The following is a 20338-nucleotide window of genomic DNA, read 5'->3' as shown; positions in this document are numbered from 1 at the left end:
GGATAGCCGCAGGCGCCAGATGGGCGGGGCAGTTCTTCATTGTTCAGGACAAAATTCGGTCGACGGAGCGTTACTGGCGGCAGGGGGAAGGCGGCCCGCTCATCATCGTCAGGAGTGAAATACAGAGCAACAGAGTTGAGGTTTCCTGTACTTTTAATTTCCTGATTGCAAGATACAGGGAAAGATTAGCAGTAGCAATATCCGTATGGAATTTTCACGCTTTGTAACAAGCGGATGATGTTTTTTGCGCAGAACTGGCATTCCGCAATCGTGCGTGGTCGCGCCGGAATGCCATTTATGCTAGTCAACTAGTTAATACACGGTTTCTTCGATGAGCTGGCCATCGTCGCGGAAATACTGAAAGCGGCCCGTTTTCTTGCCCATGTGATAACTGCCAATCTGCTTCGGTTTCCCGTTCTGGAAATGTTCGATGTTGACCCCGTGCAGCACGCCCTTTTGCCAGTTGCGCTGAAATTGCGGCAGTTCTCCATCGGGATAAAACAGGGTTTCCGCACCATCGCGCTTGCCGTCGGCAAAGCTGCCCTGGTAACGCCGCTTGCCATCCGGATAAAAACTTTCCATCGTGCCATCGAGCACGCCCAGGCGGTAATGTTCGACCAGTTCCAGCTGGCCACTGGCCGCATACTGCTCCAGCTTGCCATCGGGTTTGCCATCGAGCATGGTCAGCACTTGCCGGCCGCCGTCCGGCGTCGCCTTCTTCCACGGCCCCTGCTTGATGTCATCGACGTAGTTGCCGCCACCGCCAGGTTCCACCCACTGGCCCTGTTTCTTGCCATTCACATAGTTGCCCTGCCATTGCACCACGCCAGCGACGCGGCGCTCGCTGGGACCGTTCAGGCGGTCTTTCACGAAATGGTCGTAACCGGTGAAGCTGTGCATGTCCGCTTCGCGCCACTCAGCCAGGCCCGGGCTGACTTCCCAACGGCCCGTGCGCTGGCCCCGCTGCATCATGCCCGTCGTGGTTTCGTCGCCGCTTTCATATGTCCATGGCCCCTCGGCCTTGTCATCGACAAAGGCGCCAGACGAGCGGATGGTGAACGGCTCCTCGAAGTGCCATACGCCGGTACGCTTGCCCAGCGCATACTGGCCACGGGCAAACACGTTGCCCACGCAGCAGTTCACCTCGTATTCGATGAATGGCCCATCCTGGCTGGCGGCAAAGCGTTGCGGCTGGGTTTCCCAGGTGATCCACTTGACGTGGTAACTGGGCGCGCGGCTCCCTTGCCATCCCTTGCCGAGCAGATACGTGACGGTCAGAAAATGGCCCTCCTTTTCCTGGAAAGTCTTTTTATACGCAAACGCGGGCGCTTCCGCTGGCTTGCCCGGCAACAACTGCCCATCGATATTGAAATAGCCGGCCAGGGTGCCGTGCGCATGCTCGATGGCATCGAACTCGGCCACGCCCGAGGGCGCATACGCGATGCTGTAATCGATCAGCTGCAGACGGGCCAGCGCAGCGCGCACCCGCGATTCATCCATGGTTTTCGCACCGCGCACGATGGCGTCCAGCGCGGGCTGCAAAGTGGCCACCTTGAACATCCTGCCGCCGCTGCGCTCGTAACGGTAGGCATGCAAGCCATAGGCATCAGCACTGCGGCTGAGTACCAAGGTGGTCTCGCCTTCGCTGTCGAGGTCCATCTGGAAGACGGCCTCGATGCTGGCCTTGCCATACTTGTCCAGGTTCATGCGTTTCTCGCTGCCCTCGTTGCACTGGCAGTAGTAGCCGTTGACCTCGCCATTTTCCCGCAGGAAGGCCAGCACCACGCCGCCGTCGCGGCGCTCGATGGCGCTGGCAGTGGCCATGGGCTGGCCTGCATAAAAACGCGCCGCCTGCGCCGGCGCCAGGGCGCCCAGCGCCAGCAGCGCCGCCATCGTGCTCATCAAGAATGTTTGCCGCATGTCAACTCCACTGCCGAAAAGCGCCATTATGCATGGCCATTCAGGCAATGCCGGACACTCCAGGACGGTAGCGGCCAGACAACGGACGCTGCACCGTTTGTTCCAGAAGCAGACGGGCAGCAAGGTCATCGATGTGGCCATAGACAATGGCTACACCAGCCAGAGCGCGTTGACCGCCATGTTCAAGAAGCATTTCGGCATCACGCCCACCACGTTTTACCAGGCAAAAGTCATCGCGGGATAAAAAAAATGCTGCTATGCATCAATAATCATGGGCGATAAGCGCAGCTCTTGTTATCATCGCAAGCCTTATCGCACCGCGCCCATCCTGGCAACGGTGTTGACCTCATTCTCACGCCACCATGACACAGAATTTCTTCCAGACTTTTATCCTGCTCTTGCTCGTCACCGATCCGTTCGGCAACGTTTCCCTGTTCGTCAATGCCCTGAAACGGGTACCCATCGAGCGGCGCTGGAAAGTCGTGGTGCGCGAGTGCATGATCGCCTTCGGCATCTTGCTGCTGTTCATGTTTTTTGGCCGCCATTTCCTGAACGCCTTGCAATTGTCGGAAGTGGCGCTGCGCATCGGCGGCGGCGTCATTTTGTTCCTGATCGCCATGCGCATGGTGTTTCCGCAGCCCAATGCGGGCAATAGCGACCACGAGATGGGCGGCGAACCGTTCATCGTGCCGCTGGCCATCCCCGCGCTGGCAGGCCCGTCGGCACTGGCGACCGTGCTGTTGTTTTCCTCGCATGAAATGAACGACGTCATCGCCCACGTGGCGGGGCTGACGGCCGTGGCCGTCGTCTGGCTGGCCGTCTTCCTGTGCGCCGAACGCTTGCAGCGTGCGCTGGGTCCAAGGGTCATGACAGCGTTCGAGCGCCTGATGGGCTTGATCCTGACGGCAATGGCCATTGAAATGTTGCTCGCTGGCATACGCGCATTTTTGAAGTCTGTATAAAATAGCCTTTCATTCATTCACGAAAGTTTATTCATGAGTCGTTGCGCCCACCTTTGCCTGATGGCCGATTACAATCAGTGGATGAACGCCAAGGTCTACGCGGCGGCGGCCAGCCTTCCGCCCGGCGAGCTGCAGCGCGAGCGGGGTGCCTTTTTCGGCTCCCTGCTGGCCACCCTGAACCACGTGATGGTGGGCGACACCCTGTGGCTGCAGCGCTACGCCAGGCATCCGGCCGGCTTTCCCCTGCTCGACCCCATCCGCGCCATGACGCCACCCGCATCGCTCACACATCCACTGTTCGCGGCCGAGGATTTTGCCGCCATGCACGCGCACCGGTTGTGGCTGGACCAGGTCATCATCGACTGGGCCGCCTCCATCACGGAAGACGACCTGGATCACCTGCTCGACTACCGCAACAGCAAGGGGCCGAACCGGCGCGAATTTTTCAGCCTGCTCATGCATTTTTTCAACCACCAGACGCACCACCGGGGCCAGGCCAGCACCCTGCTGTCGCAAGCGGGCGTGGACCTCGGCGATACGGATTTACTGTTTCGCATCCCCAACCATATTGAGGACTGAGGGCAGGCGCTAGCGTCACGATCAGGCCGCTCGTATGCGGCGGCGCCGCAGCAATGCTGGCGCCGAATACGAGTGGGAAGCGTTTTAACGAATTGCAACAGCCTCCCCACGGGAAAGCCAGGCAGGAAGTTGATGCCTGGCTTTTTTTCGTCCGCGATCGCCACTTTTTTGCGGCAAAGCCCGCGCAATAGGCGAAAGTGCAAAACGTGCAGCGCGCATACGCTTTACAATCCTCGCTCGCTTTACAAAATATTGGTCATCATGAATCAGGCAGAACAGCAGCGCCTCCTGGCTATCCTGGAGTATTGGCACAAGATCGAATTCTTTATCCCGTTTGACCTGAATCAAATCACGGACGTTGAAGACCAGTCCACCGTGCGTCTCCTGCAGCGCGAACAGCTGGCGCAATTGCCGCTGCAGTTCGCCACGCAATGGCAAGTACCGTCCGACCGCGAGGTCGACGGCTTTTCGCTGTTCCTCGGCGTGTTCGACAAGGCGGAAATCAACAAGGTTTGTCCGCCGGCCAGCGGCCCGGAAAACATGGCAGAAACAGAAAAAACGGAACTGACCGGACGCTCGTGCTTTGCCCGCATGAACCTGAATGCGCTAGGCGAGCCACAGTTCGATCCCGTGTCCGTGTCGACATTGCCGTGGGCCCTGGGCCTCGCGCGCACGCCGGACTGGTCGGGTCTGAGCCTGGACGCCTTCTGCGACAGCCAGTTGCTGCTGCAAGACAGTCTGCGCAACTTCGCCGCCGCCCGCGCGCCCCAGCAAGTGACGGACCAGGCGGGCAATGTCTCATCGCCCCTGTCCGGCATGGAAATCGCGGCCCTGGCCGACCTGCTGCGCGACTGGGCCGGTTTCCACCCGTCCGCAGGTCAGCCGCTGGCCGTGCTCGAACTGCGCACGCGCAAGAAACGCGCCGCCGTGACGGAAGCCGATACGCTTGAGTCCAGCCAGAACCGCAGCCTGGACTTTGGCGACGCGGTGGAACCGTCGATCGATATCCTCAACAGTTTTTACCTCGATGACCTGGAACAGATCATCCGCGCCTTGCGTGGCGGCAAGCTGCCGGCGACTGTCGCCGCCTACCTGACGCCGCTGGCACAGGATGAACGCATCGACCTGTACAGCCCCGCCGGACGCCAGGCGCTGGCCGCCATGCTCAATCCGGGCAATATGAACCGGGGACACTGGCTGGAAGACGCCAGCTACGCCATGAGCCTGATGCAGCAGTTCGCCATCCACGGCGCGCGCACGGGCTTGAGCGAGCGGGGCATCTTTTCCGTCAACGGCCCGCCCGGCACAGGCAAGACGACCTTGTTGCGCGAATTGTTCGCCGACAACATCGTGCGCCGCGCTGCCGTGCTGTCCTGCCTGGACCGCGCTGGCGACGCCTTCATCGGCAAGGTGGCCGTGGCCTTCGAAGGCGTGCGCGAGCCGATCACCATCGCCCGCCTGCGCCCGGAACTGACAGGCTTTGAAATGGTCGTCGCCTCGTCGAACAATGCGGCGGTGGAAAACATTTCCGGCGACCTGCCGAAACCCAAGCAACTGGGCAAGGAATGGGCGCGCACGCGTTACTTTGAAAGCGTGGCGCGCCGGGTCGTGGCCGACGGCAATGGCGCCAACCGCGCCTTGAGCGATGCCGAGGCGCCATGGGGCTTGATGTCCTGTGCGCTGGGCAATAGCGCCAACCGCCGCCGCTTCGTCAGCAATTTTTATGACGACGACTGGGACAAGAGCACGGCGCGCAAGACGCCGAACGCGCAGAATATCCGCCAGTGGCTGGCCAGCTACCAGGGCGTCAGCTTCGCCCAGGCCGCGCGCGAGTTTCGCGAGACGGAACACGTGGTGGAAAAGGCCCTGGCCGAGCACGCCCAATACGCGGCCCTGTGGCAAGCCGTGGGCACTTGCACGGAAGCAGATTTCATCCAGGCCAGCCAGCAAGCGCTGATTGCTGCCGAGCAAGAGACGGATGCGGCCAATGGCGCCCTATCCGCTGCGCTGGTGCAACAGGACACCTTACTCGCCAGCAAGAAGGAATTGCTGGAAGAAGAACGCCTGGTGGCGCTGACGCAGCCGGGGTTCTTTGCCCGTTTATTCCGCACCGCACCGGCGCGTGCCTACAAGGACGCCGTCATCGCCAATGCCGAGGCGCAGCGCCAGGCCGCGCGCGACGTCTCCGCCATCAAGCTGCTGCTGAAAGGCGAGCTGGAGCCGCGCTGCGAGCGCGCCCGCAACAGCTTGCACATCGCCCTGCGCACGGCGCAATCGCGCCAGCGCGAATGGGATGACAGCACGGAATTGCTGCGCCGCGCGCGCATGCGTTTCCCCACCATCATCGCCCCGGCCACGCTGGACGAGCTGGACGGCGACACGCTGCAGATTGGCGGCCTGTGGCATGAACCGGCGCTGGCGCGCCTGCGCTCGCGCCTGTTCGCCAAGGCCCTGGCCCTGCATGAAGCATGGCTGGCGGAAGTGGCGAAGAAAGGCGGACCTGGCTTTGGCGGCAACTTGCTGGCCGTGTCGAAATTGCTGAAGAACAAGCGCGCCTATGACCAGTCGCACATCGCCATGGTCTGGCACAGCCTGTTCATGGTAGTGCCTGTCGTGTCGACCACGTTCGCCTCGTTCGCGCGCCAGTTCCAGGGCATGGGCCCCGAATCGCTGGGCTGGCTGTTCATCGACGAAGCGGGCCAAGCACCACCGCAAGCGGCGCTGGGCAGCCTGTGGCGCGCAAAACGTGCTGTCGTCGTGGGCGACCCGCTGCAGATCGAACCCGTGTTTACAGTGCCGGGCCGCCTGGTGCAAACTTTATCCGCACTGTCGCCGCACACGCAGGATGGCAGTTACGCGCCGACAAGCGTTTCCGTGCAGACCCTGGCCGACAAGGCCAACCGTTATGGCGCGCATGTAGCCGCAGGCAGCGCCCAGCCGCTGTGGATAGGCAGCCCCCTGCGCGTGCACCGCCGCTGCGTGGAGCCGATGTTTTCGCTGGCCAATAGCATCGCCTATGAAGACAAGATGGTCTACGGTTTGAGCGAACGCACGCCGCCGGCCAGCGCGCGCGGCCTGACGCGCGGCTCCAGCCGCTGGATCGACGCCGTCGGCCCCGTCAGCTACAAGCAGGTGGTGCCTGTGCAGCTCGATTTCGTGCTGGAAGTGCTGTTGAAACTGTACCGCCGCGACGGCAAGCTGCCGGACATGTATGTGATCACGCCGTTCAAGGCCGTGCGCAACGAATTGCGCTCGCGCATCGTTGACCTGGACTGGGACCGCCGCCTCGGCTATGGCAAGGCACCAACGCCGCGCGAATTGCGCCAGTGGAGCAGCCAGATGGTCGGCACCGTGCACACCTTCCAGGGCAAGGAACAAAGCGTAGTGATGCTGGTCCTCGGTGCCGACGACAGCACGGCGGGCGCAGCGCAATGGGCGGCAGCCACGCCGAACCTGCTCAACGTGGCCCTGACGCGTGCCCAGCACTATGTGTATATCGTCGGCAACCCGCGGCTGTGGGGGCAGTTACCGCACTTTGCGCCCGCCTGCGCGCAGTTGCCACATACGGGCATGCATGAGTTTCTTGTCGAAATGGGCTAAGCGGGGAAAACGAGGGTAAACGTCGTGGCGGCCGCGTCGGACGCCACGCTCGCGCTGCCGCCATGCAATTGCATGATGGCCGTGACGATGGCCAAACCTAATCCTGTGGAGGCGGCCGAGTCGCTGCGGGCCGGGTCGGCGCGGTAAAAACGCTCGAACAGGTGCGGCAAATGGCGCGCGGGGATGGCGGGACCGAGGTTGCTCACGCTCAACTCCACGCCCTCGTTCGTCGTGTGCGAACGCAGCAAGATAGTACTGCCCGGCGCCGCGTGGCGGATCGCGTTCGACAGCAAATTGCCCAGCGCGCGGCGCAGCAGTTGCGGCTCGGCCGTTACATTGCCGCTGCCGTGGCAAGCCAGCGCCAGCTCGCGCTCTTCGGCCAGGCCTTCAAAGAAATCTGCTAGCCTTAGAAATTCGTCCTGCACGGGCAAGGTCTGCTTGACGATCACCATCTCTTCCTGCTGCGCGCGCGCCAGAAACAGCATGCTGTCGATCATGCGCGACAGCCGTTCCAGCTCTTCCACATTCGACGACACCAACTGTTCATAGTCTTGCGCACTGCGGGGGCGGGCCAGCATGACCTGGCTTTGCCCCAGCAGATTGGTGACGGGCGTGCGAAATTCATGCGCCAGGTCGGCGGAAAATTGCGACAGCCGCGCATAGCCTTCCTGCAGCCGCGCCAGCATGGCGTTCAAGGCCTGGATCAGGGGTAGCAATTCCGTGGGCGCATCGCGCGCCTCCAACTGCTGGCCCAGTTTGCCGGGCCGTACCAACGCCGCATGGGCGGCGATATTGCGCAACGGCCGCAGTCCCCGCAGCAGCATCACGCTGGCCAGTATCGCCGCCACCAGCGCGCTGACGGCCACCGACACGACGATCTGCCAGCGGTAGGCGGCAAACATGGCCGTGCGGTCGCCGTAGACGCGGGCGACAGAAATGTCGGCCATCTGCGCAGGGTCACCGATGCGCGCGCTGGCAGCCACGACCCGGGCCGGATAGCCGTCGCGGCTGGTCCAGCTGGCGATGTCGCTGTTTGTCACGGTCGCATCGACGGCCACGGGAACCGCATGCACGACGTTCTCGCCATGTGGATTGACATCGATCAAACGCGTGCCATCGGCACGCACGATGCGCACCAGGGAATTTTCTTGCCCGCTCATGGTGTCGCGGAAATACTGGGGCCGCTCGCGGATGATGTCGAGGGTGCCCGCATTGCCCAGCAACTGCTGGATCTGGCGCAGTTTCCCCAGCAACAAAATGTCGTCGCGGCGCTCGATTTCCGCGACGAATGAACGGTATAAATGCATGCCCAGCCCGGCCGACACGAGCGCCACGATCAGCACGAAGACGAGCGTGACGCGCAGGGTCAGCGAGCGGCGCAATTGTGCCAGCTTCATTGCGTGGTGCCGCTGTCAGGAGCATGCGGCGCGCGCAATTCGCAGACATAGCCCATGCCCCGCAAGGTATGGATCAGCTTGGGTTCGAACGGGTCATCGAGCTTGCTGCGCAGGCGGCGGATGGCCGCGTCGATGACGTTGGTGTCGCTCTCGAAATTGATGTCCCACACTTGCGAAGCGATGATGGAACGCGACAGCACCTCGCCCTGGCGCCGCGCCAATAAATGCAGCAAGCCGAATTCCTTGGCCGTCAGAGTGATGCGCTGCCCTTGCCGGCTGACCTTGCGTTTCATCACATCGATTTCCATGTCGCCGATACGGATCACGTCGTCTTCACGCGGTGGCCCGCGCCGCAGCAGGGTGCGGATGCGCGCCACCAGCTCGGCAAAGGCAAATGGTTTCACCAGGTAATCGTCGGCGCCCAGTTCCAGCCCTTTCACGCGGTCCTGCACTTCGTCGCGCGCCGTCAGGAAAATCACGGGCACGTCCGCGCCGCCTTCCTGCAGCCGCAGCGCGCGCAAGACTTGCCAGCCATCCATGATGGGCAGCATGACGTCGAGCACGATCAAATCGGGCGCTTCTGTGCCGGCCAGGTGCAGGCCGTCGCGGCCATTGCGCGCCAGGCTCACCGTAAAGCCGGACTCGGCCAGTCCGCGCAGCAGGTAGTCGCCCGTCTTCGGCTCGTCTTCGATGACCAGGATGCGCATGGGTGGGGCTTTCGTGTGGGAAGTTAAAGCATTTTACGCCGCGTGCGGACTGCTGCGGATGATAAAAATGTCATGCGACGATCATCTTCTCGTAGGGCAACACTGGCCATACTGGCGTTACTTTACTCAACGGACAGCCCCATGAAAACCCTGTTACTCGGCAGTACCCTGCTGTGCCTGCTGGCCAGCCCCGCACACGCCCAGCTGCGCAAGGTCGATGATCTTTCTCTGGCAGCGGCCAACAAGCTGGCCGATGCGGCCATGGCCGCTTGTCAGGCGCAAGGACGGCACATCGTCGTCACCGTACTGGACCGTGGCGGCAATGTCGTGACCGTGCAGCGCGCCGATGGCGTCGGGCCGCACAACACGGATGCCAGCCGGCGCAAGGCCTACACGGCCCTGTCGACGAAAAACGATACGCAGGCACTGGCCGTGGCCGCGCGCGGCAATCCCGACATGGCCAATTTGACGACACTGCCGGAATTGTTGCTGTTGGGCGGCGGCCTCCCCTTGCGAGCCAGGGGCGAAGTGGTCGGCGCCATCGGCGTCGCCGGTGGCGGTGGCGCCCTGCAAGACCGGGCCTGCGCCCATGCCGCCTTGGCCGCCACTCCAGAACTCGATTCCCCCACCCTTTGAAAGAGACAACGATGACTTACCTGAAAAAAATCACCGCCACCCTGGCCTTCGCCAGCCTGTCCGCCATGGCCCAGGCCGCCAATCCCTTGAGCGTGCACATACTCGACCTGCAGAGCGGCCAACCGACGGCGGGCGTGACGGTCACCCTGGAGCAAAAGAACGGTGAAAGCTGGCAACAGCTGGGCAGCGCCGTGACGAATGCGCAGGGGCGCATCGCGGCCATGTATCCGGCCGAGACACCGATGCAGGCGGGCGACTACCGCATCGTGTTTAAAACAGGCGAGCACTATGCGCGCCTGAAACAGGAAACCTTCTTCCCGGAAATTCCCGTGCAATTTCACGTGGAAAAGACTGACCAGCACTATCACATTCCGCTGCTGCTCAGTCCTTTCGGCTTTTCTACTTACCGGGGGAATTAAACCGCGCCGATAGTTTTCGCCGTCTGCCCGAACAGCACGCTTTTCGCGTCGCCGCTGACGGTGGGCTGCTCATTGATTTCGGCCGCGCGGGCATACGCGCACACGGTGGCGGGACGGGCGGCAATGGCCGCGAACCAGCGCGCCAGGTGCGGGAAATCTTCCAGCTTCTGGCGCTGGCGCGCGTGCGGCACGATCCACGGGTAGATCGCCATGTCGGCGATGGTATAGGTATCGCCGGCCACGAAGGCACGGTCCGCCAGGCGCTTGTTCAGCACGCCATACAAACGGTTCGTTTCGTTGACGTAGCGCGTAATGGCGTACTCGATGGGCTCGGGTGCGTATTGCACGAAATGGTGGTTCTGCCCGGCCATGGGACCCAGTCCGCCCATTTGCCAGAACAGCCATTGCATCACCTCGGCGCGCCCGCGCACGTCCGCCGGCAGGAATTGCCCGCTTTTCTCCGCCAGGTATTGCAGAATGGCACCCGACTCGAACAGGGACAAGGGCGCACCGCCATCTTCCGGCGCCTGGTCGACGATGGCGGGGATGCGATTGTTGGGCGCGATGGCAAGAAACTCGGGCTTGAATTGCTCGCCCTTGCCGATATGCACGGGAATGATGTTGTAGGCGATGCCTGCTTCTTCCAGGAACATCGTCACCTTGTGCCCGTTGGGCGTGGTCCAGTAATACAGGTCGATCATCGTCGTCTTTCAGCTCGTTGGCATAGGGAGGGCGTAACTATTGTCACGCCGCAACTGGTGTGCATGGATATAATGCCACGTAAGCGAAAAACAAGACGGCGGACGACGCACCAACCATGCAAGCAAGCGCCCACTCTCGCCGCAAGTATTGAACTCCGACACCCCAGAGAACCACCAAAGAAAGCCGACCATGCGCAAACTCCTGATCGTCATGCTGTCCGTCCTGCTGTCAGGCTGTGTCCAGGACTTCGCCATCTATCTGTTTGACGGCCAGGACCATTCCCTGACCGTGCGCCGCCAGCAACGATATTTTTGGCAAGATACCGTGGAAGTGCAACTGATGGCCACCAATTTGCCGCAATGCCAGCGTCTGCATATCCTGGCGACCGATGCACCCGCCGACATCACCGTCGAGCTGTTTGCGGCCGGCGATGGCCTGTGGAATATCCGCATGGGCAAGCAGTTGTGGCAGGCGGAAACGACTACCTGCAATGCGCTGACGGAAATGGAAAACGACCCGAAAGCCGACCTGGGCCAGCCGGTCGGGCAATTCGTGGTCGTCGATGACAAGCTGGAATTCGAGCCCGCGCCGCAAGCGGCGGCGCCAGCCCAGTAAATCAGCGCGCCGCCAGGCTGCGCAGCGGCTTTTTCGCCACGGCGCGTGGCGCGCCAGCAGAGCTCGCCGCCACGCGCGGCGCCGTCCCCGGTTCCTGCGCCGACAGTTTGAAGCGCGCCACCAGTTGCGCCAGCACGGCCGCCTGGTCCTGCATGCTGGACGCCGCTGCCGCCGCCTCTTCCACCAGTGCCGCATTTTGCTGCGTCACGCTATCCATTTCCGTGATCGCCTGGTTGACGTGGCCGATGCCCGTGCTTTGCTCGTGCGAGGCGGCCGTGATGTCGGCCATGATGTCGGTCACGCGCGAGACGCTGGCGACCACCTGATCCATGGTCGTACCCGCCTGGGCGACGAGCGTGCTGCCGGCCGCGATACTGTCGACGGAAGCGCCGATGAGTTCCTTGATTTCCTTCGCTGCGCCCGCCGAGCGCTGCGCCAGGTTGCGCACTTCCGACGCCACCACGGCAAAGCCGCGGCCCTGCTCGCCGGCGCGCGCCGCTTCCACCGCTGCGTTCAAGGCCAGGATATTCGTCTGGAAGGCGATGCCATCGATGACGCCGATGATGTCGACAATCTTGCGCGACGAAGCGTTGATGGTGTCCATGGTGCCGATCACTTGCGCCACCACGGCGCCGCCCTGGCGCGCCACTGCCGAGGCGGACTGCGCCAGTTCATTCGCCTGCACGGCGTTGCCCGCGTTTTGCGTCACGGTCGAGGTCAATTCCTCCATCGAGGCCGCCGTTTCTTCCAGCGAACTTGCTTGCATTTCCGTGCGCGCCGACAAGTCCATATTGCCGCTGGCAATCTCGCTCGATGCCGTGGCGATCGTCTCGGCGCTGTGGCGGATTTCACTGATCGCATCGACCAGGTTGGCCTGCATGGTTTTCATCGCGTACAGCACGCTGTGGCGGTCGTTGGCGTGCGTGCGCACGTTGCCGCTCAAGTCGTTGTTGGCGATTTTTTCCGCCACATCGGCTGCATACTCGGGGTCGCCGCCCAGCGCATGGCGCAGGCTGCGGTTGATCGCCACGACGACGGCCGCCAGCAGGCCGCACACCAGCACCAGCACGCCCAGCGAGGTGAGCAGCGACTGGCGGAAGGCCGCGTCGATATCGTCCATGTACACACCCACCACCAGGGTCCAGGCCCACGGCTTGTAGGCCACCACGCGGCTCATCTTCGGCTCAGGATTTTTCTGGCCCGGACGGGGGAAATAATAATGAACGAAGCCCTTGCCCGCATCGCTCTTGCCGACGGCAACGATGTCGCGGTACAGATAGGTGCCGTTGGCATCCTTGAAGTCCGCCATGTTCTTGCCGTTGGTTTGCGGCGCGGCGGGATTCATCACGACGACGGCATCCAAGTTGATGATGGACAAGTAACCGGTTTCGCCAAAACGCATGCTCTTGATGACGGCGGTGGCCTGCTTTTGCGCTTCTTCCTGCGTCAAGGCGCCGCTGGCGGCCAGGTCGCCGAACATCTTGACGGCGCCCAGGCCCAGGTCGGCGGCATTGCTCAGGTCGGCGCTGCGTTCTTCGATGCGGATCTTGCGAATTTCCAGGGCGTTATAGACAAAAATGACGGTGATACATAACAGGCTGCAAAGCAGGGGGATCCATAATTTTTGCTGGAACGTCAATTTCTTCATGCTGTGTCTCCAACTATCTATATGCGCTAATGGGGCGTGGCCCGCTTCCAGCTCGGCTGGCCAGGAATGCGGCGGCGACGGTGCTCTGGCGGCACCGTTCAGACGACTCCAGCATACGCTCGAACGAGCAATATTTACAATGCCGGTAGGCAATGTTTTTTGCCCGGTGTTGTTAATGGGCTGCGACAATTGACGAGAATTGATGCTGCATTGCAGTAAAAAAGCATGCAGATAGGCAGTGGCAAGGCAGGCGGGGGTAGCGTGCCTGTGTCAAAATGCACGCCAGATCGATTGAATCACGAAAGCACAGCATGACCAAGAATGAAGCCATGAAACGCATCAACGACCGCCTGGGCAAACCCACCCTGACGGACAAGAACACGCATTTTGCCAGCGTCGCCAGCTATGGCACGGACGAAGGCTGGTGGCTGAAGATCCCCTTCCTGACGTTCAAGCAGGAATTGCACTTCATCCTCAACAATGAAAAGACGAAAAGCTTCCAGCACCTGAAAATCGGCGCAAACCAGATCCTCAGCCCCGGCATGAAGTTCCGCAGCACGGGCGGCGCGGCCGACGCCTTCATGTCGGCCTCGGCGCCGAAACGTCTGGTCGACTTGCTCGACGGCGGCAGCAAGTACAACTTCACCAAACACTTTGTCAACGACTACCGCTACTGATGCATCGCCATGCTGCCATCGCCCGGCGGCAGTCGCGGCGCATCCGGACGAGGGGGAATCCAGCCAAAGCATTCCCATGCCCCATCCCTCTTGCCCAGCATGCTGATGGCCCACCTGGGCCTGGCCAGCGTGCCCGAGGATGCGGAACAGGCGCCGCACCAGCACCGCAAGGGACAGCTGCTGTATACCACGCGGGGTATGATTCATTGCGAGGTGGAAAGCGGCGTGTGATCGTGCCGTCCCAGTGCGCCGCGTGGATGCCGGGCGGCCTGATGCATACAGCGCAAGGCGTGGGCGAGGCGCAATGTTATTGCCTGTTTGTCGAGCCTACCATGGCACCGGTCCTGCCCACCGTCTGCTGGCCACCCTGCTGCTGGCGCAGGGCCACAGCGTGAAGGCAGTGGCGCTGGAACTGGGCTATAAAAATACCAGTGGGTTTGTCACCATGTTCCGCAAGGCCGTGGGCAAGCCACCGGCGCGCTACCTGGCGCAACGGGAATCCGGAAGAATATAAAAAAAAGGCGGCATCACGCCGCCTTCGCCCTGCATCGTCGCCGAAAATCAGACTTCGCGCGCCAGGGCCAAAAATTCCGTGCGCAACGCCAGGTTAGGCTGCATCTCGCCCAGCATGGCCGAGGTGATGGTTTCTTCGCCCGGCGTACGAATACCGCGGCTTTCCATACACAGGTGACGGCAGCGCACGACCACACCCACCGATTTCGGTTCCAGCACTTCCATCAGGGCATTGGCAATCTGCATCGTCATACGTTCCTGCACTTGCAGGCGCTTGGAGAAGCAATCGACCAGGCGCGTCAGTTTCGACAGGCCTACGATCTTGCCGTTAGGCACATAACCGATGGTGGCCTTGCCAAAGAACGGCGCCAGATGGTGTTCGCAATGGCTGTAGACAGGAATGCCGCGCACAACGATCAGCTCGTTGTACTGTTCCGCGCCATCTTCAAAGGCTTTCAGCAAGTCCACCGGATCCTGGTCATAGCCGGACGTCCAGTGCTTCCAGGCCTTGGCCACGCGCGCCGGCGTTTCCAGCAAGCCAGGACGCTGCGGATCTTCACCAAAGCTGCTGATCAGCCGGCGCCAGTCGTTTTCGGAGAATTCTTCTTGAGACATGCTAAACCACCCTAAAATTTTCAATTGCCGCCAGTATATAGAAAACGCGAGAAAATGCGGCAAGCTGCCCGGCAGCCCTTGCCTTACTACACTGCCGGCGGGCGGTGCGCTCTCACCAGCAGCGCGGAAATCGACACGCTGGAACTCGCTTCCGGCCACGCATCGCCGGGCCCGAACCAGCGCGCCTCGGCGATTTCGTTCTCGTCGAGGCGGATCTCGCCATCGAGGTAATCGGCCGTAAACGCGATCATCAGCGAATGGGGAAACGGCCAGGACTGGCTCATGAAGTACTGCAGATTGTGCACGCGCAAACCCACCTCTTCCATCACTTCGCGGTGCACGGCTTCCTCGATCGATTCGCCCGCTTCCAGGAAACCGGCCAGCGGGCTGAAACGCTGCGACGGCGAATGCTTGTGCATGGCCAGCAGCACGGAATCACCGTTGCGGATCAGCACCATCATGGCTGGCGAAATGCGTGGATATGCGAGCATGCCGCAGGCGGCGCAGGTAAAACAGCGTTCGCCGCGCGTGCGCTGCATGGGCGTGGCGCACACGCCGCAGTGGCGGTGCGTGCGTGCCCACTCGGCCAGTTGCACCGCGCGGCTGGCCAGGCCCAGGAAAGCATCGTCGACGGCATTAAAAAGCGAGCGCATGCCGTGCCAGGCCAGGCTGCTATCGGCGGGCAGCAGCTCCGCATCCGTCCAGATGGTCTGGCAATAGCGGCCCTGCCACAGGCCGACGGGCTGGGCGCGGCTCAAGTCAATAGCGAGCGCGGCCGCCTCGGCGGCAGTGGGCAGGACCAGCTCGGGCGTACGCAACAGCAAGCGCCCGCGGTGAAAAACAAAGGTGAGCGTCTCGGTGGCGGCCGGAGCCGGTTCGGGCGCGTCAATCAGGGGGACAAAGGCATCGGGAGTCTGCAGCATGCTAGGCGGAACGAGTAAAGGTTGCTCATCATACTCCCGCTGCAGAACGCTTGCGCGCCTAGCAGCGGCGATGCTGCAAAGCAAGCATTCATGCGCCATGACAGTGTTTTTTTTTGCGGCATGCCCAATCCGTTGCGTAAACGATACTGATAACGATTCTCATTTACGAAATAGCGCCCAGTTATTACAATACGGCCTTCCGTCTCCATCGCCAGCCACTTGCCCGCGTGCCTACCTACACACCGCGTCGCAGAGCCAGCCAGGAACCACTACCCTGAACTTATCGAGAGAGCAAGATGGCAATCAAGAGCCGCAAACACGCACCAACCCGTTTCAACCAGCACATCGGCGCCGCCCTGGCCGTGATGCTGCTGCCCGTCGCCGCCCAGGCGGCAGACCCGGCTGGCCAGAGTGCCCCGGCAGCGCAGCAAACCCTGAACGAAATCAAGGTCGTAGGTTCCAAGGAAAACGATTTCAAGGCCGAAAAAGCCTCGTCGCCGAAATACACGGAAGAACTGGTCAATACGGCGCAAACCATCGTCGTGATCAAGAAGGAATTGATCGAACAGCAAGGCGCGCTGACCCTGACGGATGCGCTGCGCAACACGCCAGGCGTCGGCACCTTCTTCCTCGGTGAAAACGGCAACACGAACACGGGCGACGCCGTCTACATGCGCGGCTTCGATGCGTCGGGCAGCATCTATGTCGATGGCGTGCGCGACGTGGGTTCCATCTCGCGCGACGTCTTCAACATCGAACAGATCGATGTGCTGAAGGGCCCTGCTGGCACCGACAGCGGCCGCGGTGCACCCACCGGCTCGATCAACCTGGTCAGCAAGACCGCCACCATGGCGAACACCTTCAATTCGCTGCTGACGGCCGGTAGCGGCAAGCAGAAACGCGCCACGGCTGACTGGAACCGCATCCTCGACAGCGATACCGGCACGGCCATGCGCCTGAACCTGATGACGCAAGACAGCGGCAATCCGGCGCGCGATGAAGTCACCAACAAGCGCTGGGCCTTCGCGCCCACCGTCACCTTCGGCATCGGCAAGCCAACGCGCGTCACGGCCAGCTACCTGCACGTGGATCAAAACAACGTACCCGACGGCCTCGTGCCGACCATCGGCTTGCCAGGCTACTCGACGCCGGACGTCGCCGCGAAGGACAAACCGGCCGTACGCACCTTCCTGAACAGCGCGGCGCGGGTCGATCCAAAGAATTTCTACGGTTCCAGCGCCGATTACGACAAGATCAAGGCCGACATGGGCACCTTGCGCATCGACCATGATTTCTTGCCCAACGTGCAAATCCAGAACACCACGCGCTACGGCAAGACCAAGCAAGACTACCTGCTGACGGCCTTCATGGGCAACACCGCCAACCTGCAGACGCCGAACGCCAACGATCCTTCGAGCTGGACCCTGGCGCGCAATCTGCCCACCGTGAAGGACCAGGAAAACACGATTTTGACCAACCAGACCGTGGTCAGCGCGCAATTCGACACGGGCGTGCTGAAGCACTCCGTGGTGGCCGGCGCCGAGTTCACCAGCGAAAAGCAGACCAACTACGGCTATGTCGCCGCCAGCCTGGGCACCTTGCCAGCTGCCAATCTGTACAATCCGAACCCGCGCGACCCCGTCACGGGCCGCAATCCCGTGCGCAGCGGCGCCTTCACCCAGGGCGAATTCAACACGCAAAGCCTGTATCTCTTCGACACCATCAAGTTCGGTGACAAGTGGATCTTCAACGGCGGCGCACGCTTCGACCATTTCAACACCACGTTTGACGCCGTCAGCCTGCAAACAGCCGTGACCGCGCCCGCGGTACAGCCATTGCCAGTGGGCACGCCGATTCCCACCCATTTGACCCTCAGCGATACCTTAGCCAACGGCAAGATCTCGGCCCTGTACAAGCCGACGCCGGACAGCAGCGTATATGCCTTGCTGGCCACGTCGAAGGCGCCGCCAGGCACCAATTTTGTGCTGAGCGCGGGCGCCAGCAGCGCGCAAAACCCGAGCTATGACCCGCAGGAAACCATCACCAAGGAAATCGGCACCAAGTGGGACTTCCTGAAACAAAAACTGTCGTTGTCAGCCGCCGTCTACCAGACCACCGTCAAGAATGAAGTGGAACAGGATCCAGTCGACAAGACCTACTATCAGACTGGCAAGAAGCGCGTGCAGGGTATCGAGATCGGCATGGTCGGCGAAGTCATGCCTAACTGGCTGGTCAGCGCCGGCTATACGCGCATGAACACCAGGATCGAGTCGAACAGAGTCGTCAGCGTCACGGCCAGCGGCATCAACAACCTCACCTACACGCCAAAACAGGCGTTCACCAGCTGGACTTCGTACACCCTGCCGTTTGGCCTGAAGATCGGCGGCGGCGCGCGTTACGTGGGTGAAATGCTGCGCGGTATCGATGGCGCCGTCGGCACCCCGGTCCGCGTGGATGCCTACTGGGTCTTCGACGCCATGGCGACCTATACCGTCAACAAGAACCTCGACTTGCAGTTGAACGCCTACAACCTGGCCGACAAGACCTACGTGGCAGCCATCAACAAGTCCGGCTTCCGCTACACCCCGGGCCAGCCCCGTTCGTTCAGCCTGACGGCGAATATCAAGTTCTAAAATCGAGAACACGCTTCGCGTCACATCCAGCCCCTCTTCGGAGGGGCTTTTTTATTGTCCTGATAATCTTGCCTTTTTGCCGCACCGCCGCCCTGCAGCGACTAGCGTATGAAAAGTCATACAGCGATGGCCCGCCGCGTCCAATTTTTCGCGCAAAGACGCCAAATTGCGGCATCTAAGCAACAAAAAAACTTCCTTAAATCAACAACTTAAGAAGTTAGGACCCAAATTCCCATTTCAGGCATATCCTTTGCTATGTACAGGTTTTGCTGCAAATAATCGCTGGCACGCAAGGGCTTGTTTTTGAGAAATATTGACTCCAAGCTTGAGTTGCTCGCTATCAATAATCCGCTCACAGCGGCGTTTCACCGGAGGAGTCAAAATGAAAAAGAAACGGCCATTAACCCTGTACATCCTGATTGCCATGATCCTCGGCATTGCCGTGGGCTATGGATGCAACACCGCCTTCCCTGATGCCAAGCTCAGCGCTCAAATCGCTGGCAATATTTCCATCGTCACCGACGTCTTCTTGCGCCTGATCAAGATGATCATTGCGCTGCTGGTATTTTCCACCCTGACAGTCGGTATCGCCCACATGGGCGACGGCAAGACAGCGGGCCGCATCGGCTTGAAAGCCATGTGCTGGTTCGTCGTTGCCTCGCTGGTCTCGCTGGCGCTGGGCATGGTGCTGTCGAACCTGATGCAGCTGGGTACCAACCTGGGCTTGCCATTGCCGGACGTACACGCTTCGACCAATTTGAAAACGGCTGCCTTCACCTTGAAAGATTTCTTCACGCATCTGGTGCCGAAGTCGCCGATCGAGGCCATGGCCAACAATGAAATCTTGCAAGTGCTGGTGTTCTCGATCTTCTTCGGCGGCGCACTGGCCGGCCTGGGCGAATCGGGCAAGACCTTGACGGCCGTCGTCGACCAGCTGGCGCAAGTCATGCTGCGCATCACCGGCACCATCATGAACCTGGCCCCGCTGGCCGTGTTCGCCGCCATGGCCTCCGTCATCACCACCCACGGCCTGGGCGTGCTGGTCACGTTTGCCAAGTTCATGGGCGGCTTCTATCTGGGCTTGCTGTGCCTGTGGGTCTTGCTGATCGGTGCCGGTTTCATCGTCATCGGCCCGCGTATCTTCAAGCTCGTCGGCCTGATCCGCGAACCCTTCCTGCTGGCATTCTCGACGGCCAGCTCGGAAGCGGCTTATCCAAAATTGCTGACGGCGCTCGACCAGTTCGGCGTGGACCGCAAGATTTCCAGTTTTGTATTGCCTATGGGCTACTCCTTCAACCTCGACGGCTCGATGATGTACTGCACCTTCGCCGTGCTGTTCATTGCGCAAGCCTACGGTATCGACCTGTCGATCGGCACGCAGATCACCATGCTGCTGCTGCTGATGCTGACCTCGAAAGGTATGGCAGGCGTGCCGCGCGCCTCGCTGGTGGTGATTGCCGCCACCCTGAACCAGTTCAATATTCCGGAAGCGGGCTTGCTGCTGCTGATGGGTGTCGACCAATTCCTCGACATGGGTCGCTCGGCCACTAACGCGGTCGGCAATGCCGTCGCCACGGCCGTCGTCGCCAAGTGGGAAGGTGGCCTGGCCACCGAGGAAGAAGCCGCCGCGGCCAACGCCGCCAACCAGAATACGGAAAGCCATTGGGGCGAAGCTGACCACGCTAGCAAAGCCTGATAGCGCCATGGCCCGCCACAAGCGGGCCATTTATTTGTTGTCCATGTTGAGTAACAAGCAGTCAGGTAGTGCGATCAGTAGTCATTCCAACTTATT

The 20338-nt window shown here is 61.3% G+C and carries 19 protein-coding genes; 12 read left to right on the top strand and 7 right to left on the bottom strand.

Annotated elements, in window-relative coordinates; genetic code table 11:
- Nucleotides 1-312 precede the first annotated feature (312 nt).
- Nucleotides 313-1920 carry a toxin-antitoxin system YwqK family antitoxin gene (locus tag ACQ4WN_RS08930; RefSeq protein ID WP_436551202.1) on the bottom strand — a complete coding sequence of 536 codons (1608 nt, stop codon included), beginning with the start codon at nucleotides 1918-1920 and terminating at the stop codon, nucleotides 313-315.
- Between ACQ4WN_RS08930 and ACQ4WN_RS08925 the strand changes: the two genes are divergently transcribed.
- The 4 genes from ACQ4WN_RS08925 to ACQ4WN_RS08910 all read left to right on the top strand — a co-directional run bounded on the left by ACQ4WN_RS08925 (nucleotide 1919) and on the right by ACQ4WN_RS08910 (nucleotide 7061).
- Nucleotides 1919-2164: a helix-turn-helix domain-containing protein gene (locus tag ACQ4WN_RS08925; RefSeq protein WP_436551201.1), complete on the top strand. Its 246-nt coding sequence runs from the start codon at nucleotides 1919-1921 to the stop codon at nucleotides 2162-2164. The two genes, ACQ4WN_RS08930 and ACQ4WN_RS08925, sit on opposite strands and share 2 nt — an antisense overlap.
- 118 nt (nucleotides 2165-2282) lie before the next feature.
- A complete protein-coding gene (locus ACQ4WN_RS08920; RefSeq protein WP_436551200.1) occupies nucleotides 2283-2882 on the top strand; it encodes a MarC family protein in 600 nt (199 codons plus the stop codon).
- 33 nt (nucleotides 2883-2915) lie between these two features.
- The gene (locus ACQ4WN_RS08915) at nucleotides 2916-3461 is read left to right on the top strand and encodes a DinB family protein (protein WP_436551199.1); all 546 of its coding nucleotides are present in this window, start codon (nucleotides 2916-2918) and stop codon (nucleotides 3459-3461) included.
- A 261-nt stretch (nucleotides 3462-3722) separates the two neighbouring features.
- Complete coding sequence (locus ACQ4WN_RS08910; RefSeq protein WP_436551198.1) at nucleotides 3723-7061, top strand: DEAD/DEAH box helicase; 3339 nt, start codon at nucleotides 3723-3725, stop codon at nucleotides 7059-7061.
- On the opposite strand, the gene ACQ4WN_RS08905 is transcribed toward ACQ4WN_RS08910, so the two are convergent.
- Nucleotides 7058-8458, bottom strand: coding sequence for a heavy metal sensor histidine kinase (locus tag ACQ4WN_RS08905; RefSeq protein WP_436551197.1), 1401 nt, complete (start codon nucleotides 8456-8458; stop codon nucleotides 7058-7060). The genes ACQ4WN_RS08910 and ACQ4WN_RS08905 overlap by 4 nt on opposite strands.
- A complete protein-coding gene (locus tag ACQ4WN_RS08900; RefSeq protein WP_289952618.1) occupies nucleotides 8455-9165 on the bottom strand; it encodes a heavy metal response regulator transcription factor in 711 nt (236 codons plus the stop codon). Before ACQ4WN_RS08900 ends, ACQ4WN_RS08905 begins: the two co-directional genes overlap by 4 nt.
- Nucleotides 9166-9306: 141 nt before the next feature.
- On the opposite strand from ACQ4WN_RS08900, the gene ACQ4WN_RS08895 reads away from it, so the two are divergent.
- Nucleotides 9307-9801 (top strand): GlcG/HbpS family heme-binding protein, encoded by a 495-nt coding sequence (locus tag ACQ4WN_RS08895; protein ID WP_436551196.1) that lies wholly within the window; start codon nucleotides 9307-9309, stop codon nucleotides 9799-9801.
- A gap of 11 nt (nucleotides 9802-9812) precedes the next feature.
- Nucleotides 9813-10220: a hydroxyisourate hydrolase gene (gene uraH, locus ACQ4WN_RS08890; RefSeq protein WP_436551195.1), complete on the top strand. Its 408-nt coding sequence runs from the start codon at nucleotides 9813-9815 to the stop codon at nucleotides 10218-10220.
- Here uraH and ACQ4WN_RS08885 read toward each other — a convergent pair.
- Nucleotides 10217-10921: a glutathione binding-like protein gene (locus ACQ4WN_RS08885; protein ID WP_436551194.1), complete on the bottom strand. Its 705-nt coding sequence runs from the start codon at nucleotides 10919-10921 to the stop codon at nucleotides 10217-10219. The genes uraH and ACQ4WN_RS08885 overlap by 4 nt on opposite strands.
- A gap of 190 nt (nucleotides 10922-11111) precedes the next feature.
- Here ACQ4WN_RS08885 and ACQ4WN_RS08880 point away from each other — a divergent pair, with 190 nt between their 5' ends.
- Nucleotides 11112-11537 (top strand): hypothetical protein, encoded by a 426-nt coding sequence (locus tag ACQ4WN_RS08880; RefSeq protein ID WP_436551193.1) that lies wholly within the window; start codon nucleotides 11112-11114, stop codon nucleotides 11535-11537.
- A gap of 1 nt (nucleotide 11538) precedes the next feature.
- Here ACQ4WN_RS08880 and ACQ4WN_RS08875 read toward each other — a convergent pair whose 3' ends face one another.
- Nucleotides 11539-13185 (bottom strand): methyl-accepting chemotaxis protein, encoded by a 1647-nt coding sequence (locus ACQ4WN_RS08875; protein WP_436551192.1) that lies wholly within the window; start codon nucleotides 13183-13185, stop codon nucleotides 11539-11541.
- 311 nt (nucleotides 13186-13496) lie between these two features.
- Between ACQ4WN_RS08875 and ACQ4WN_RS08870 the strand changes: the two genes are divergently transcribed.
- The 3 genes from ACQ4WN_RS08870 (at nucleotide 13497) to ACQ4WN_RS08860 (ending at nucleotide 14376) form a co-directional block, all read left to right on the top strand.
- Nucleotides 13497-13862: a hypothetical protein gene (locus ACQ4WN_RS08870; RefSeq protein ID WP_034781254.1), complete on the top strand. Its 366-nt coding sequence runs from the start codon at nucleotides 13497-13499 to the stop codon at nucleotides 13860-13862.
- A 99-nt stretch (nucleotides 13863-13961) separates the two neighbouring features.
- The gene (locus ACQ4WN_RS08865) at nucleotides 13962-14093 is read left to right on the top strand and encodes a cupin domain-containing protein (RefSeq protein WP_436551191.1); all 132 of its coding nucleotides are present in this window, start codon (nucleotides 13962-13964) and stop codon (nucleotides 14091-14093) included.
- Between the two features lie 73 nt (nucleotides 14094-14166).
- A complete protein-coding gene (locus tag ACQ4WN_RS08860) occupies nucleotides 14167-14376 on the top strand; it encodes a helix-turn-helix domain-containing protein (RefSeq protein WP_436551190.1) in 210 nt (69 codons plus the stop codon).
- A gap of 47 nt (nucleotides 14377-14423) precedes the next feature.
- On the opposite strand, the gene folE is transcribed toward ACQ4WN_RS08860, so the two are convergent.
- The gene (gene folE / locus ACQ4WN_RS08855; protein WP_436551189.1) at nucleotides 14424-14990 is read right to left on the bottom strand and encodes a GTP cyclohydrolase I FolE; all 567 of its coding nucleotides are present in this window, start codon (nucleotides 14988-14990) and stop codon (nucleotides 14424-14426) included.
- An 86-nt stretch (nucleotides 14991-15076) separates the two neighbouring features.
- The gene (nudC, locus tag ACQ4WN_RS08850; RefSeq protein ID WP_436551188.1) at nucleotides 15077-15913 is read right to left on the bottom strand and encodes an NAD(+) diphosphatase; all 837 of its coding nucleotides are present in this window, start codon (nucleotides 15911-15913) and stop codon (nucleotides 15077-15079) included.
- Nucleotides 15914-16209: 296 nt separating this feature from the next.
- On the opposite strand from nudC, the gene ACQ4WN_RS08845 reads away from it, so the two are divergent.
- Complete coding sequence (locus ACQ4WN_RS08845) at nucleotides 16210-18546, top strand: catecholate siderophore receptor Fiu (protein ID WP_436551187.1); 2337 nt, start codon at nucleotides 16210-16212, stop codon at nucleotides 18544-18546.
- A gap of 382 nt (nucleotides 18547-18928) precedes the next feature.
- Complete coding sequence (locus ACQ4WN_RS08840; protein WP_436551186.1) at nucleotides 18929-20242, top strand: dicarboxylate/amino acid:cation symporter; 1314 nt, start codon at nucleotides 18929-18931, stop codon at nucleotides 20240-20242.
- The last annotated feature ends 96 nt before the right edge of the window (nucleotides 20243-20338 follow it).

The organism is Janthinobacterium pasteuri (assembly GCF_051380775.1).
Classification (GTDB): domain Bacteria; phylum Pseudomonadota; class Gammaproteobacteria; order Burkholderiales; family Burkholderiaceae_D; genus Janthinobacterium.
This window is presented reverse-complemented; position numbering and strand designations above follow the sequence as displayed.

Coding starts and splice junctions, on each gene's coding strand:
- ACQ4WN_RS08925 (WP_436551201.1), top strand. CDS start 1,919: ATGTCAACTCCACTGCCGAAAAGCGCCATTATGCATGGCCATTCAGGC.
- ACQ4WN_RS08930 (WP_436551202.1), bottom strand. CDS start 1,920: ATGCGGCAAACATTCTTGATGAGCACGATGGCGGCGCTGCTGGCGCTG.
- ACQ4WN_RS08920 (WP_436551200.1), top strand. CDS start 2,283: ATGACACAGAATTTCTTCCAGACTTTTATCCTGCTCTTGCTCGTCACC.
- ACQ4WN_RS08915 (WP_436551199.1), top strand. CDS start 2,916: ATGAGTCGTTGCGCCCACCTTTGCCTGATGGCCGATTACAATCAGTGG.
- ACQ4WN_RS08910 (WP_436551198.1), top strand. CDS start 3,723: ATGAATCAGGCAGAACAGCAGCGCCTCCTGGCTATCCTGGAGTATTGG.
- ACQ4WN_RS08905 (WP_436551197.1), bottom strand. CDS start 8,458: ATGAAGCTGGCACAATTGCGCCGCTCGCTGACCCTGCGCGTCACGCTC.
- ACQ4WN_RS08900 (WP_289952618.1), bottom strand. CDS start 9,165: ATGCGCATCCTGGTCATCGAAGACGAGCCGAAGACGGGCGACTACCTG.
- ACQ4WN_RS08895 (WP_436551196.1), top strand. CDS start 9,307: ATGAAAACCCTGTTACTCGGCAGTACCCTGCTGTGCCTGCTGGCCAGC.
- uraH (WP_436551195.1), top strand. CDS start 9,813: ATGACTTACCTGAAAAAAATCACCGCCACCCTGGCCTTCGCCAGCCTG.
- ACQ4WN_RS08885 (WP_436551194.1), bottom strand. CDS start 10,921: ATGATCGACCTGTATTACTGGACCACGCCCAACGGGCACAAGGTGACG.
- ACQ4WN_RS08880 (WP_436551193.1), top strand. CDS start 11,112: ATGCGCAAACTCCTGATCGTCATGCTGTCCGTCCTGCTGTCAGGCTGT.
- ACQ4WN_RS08875 (WP_436551192.1), bottom strand. CDS start 13,185: ATGAAGAAATTGACGTTCCAGCAAAAATTATGGATCCCCCTGCTTTGC.
- ACQ4WN_RS08870 (WP_034781254.1), top strand. CDS start 13,497: ATGACCAAGAATGAAGCCATGAAACGCATCAACGACCGCCTGGGCAAA.
- ACQ4WN_RS08865 (WP_436551191.1), top strand. CDS start 13,962: ATGCTGATGGCCCACCTGGGCCTGGCCAGCGTGCCCGAGGATGCGGAA.
- ACQ4WN_RS08860 (WP_436551190.1), top strand. CDS start 14,167: ATGTTATTGCCTGTTTGTCGAGCCTACCATGGCACCGGTCCTGCCCAC.
- folE (WP_436551189.1), bottom strand. CDS start 14,990: ATGTCTCAAGAAGAATTCTCCGAAAACGACTGGCGCCGGCTGATCAGC.
- nudC (WP_436551188.1), bottom strand. CDS start 15,913: ATGCTGCAGACTCCCGATGCCTTTGTCCCCCTGATTGACGCGCCCGAA.
- ACQ4WN_RS08845 (WP_436551187.1), top strand. CDS start 16,210: ATGGCAATCAAGAGCCGCAAACACGCACCAACCCGTTTCAACCAGCAC.
- ACQ4WN_RS08840 (WP_436551186.1), top strand. CDS start 18,929: ATGAAAAAGAAACGGCCATTAACCCTGTACATCCTGATTGCCATGATC.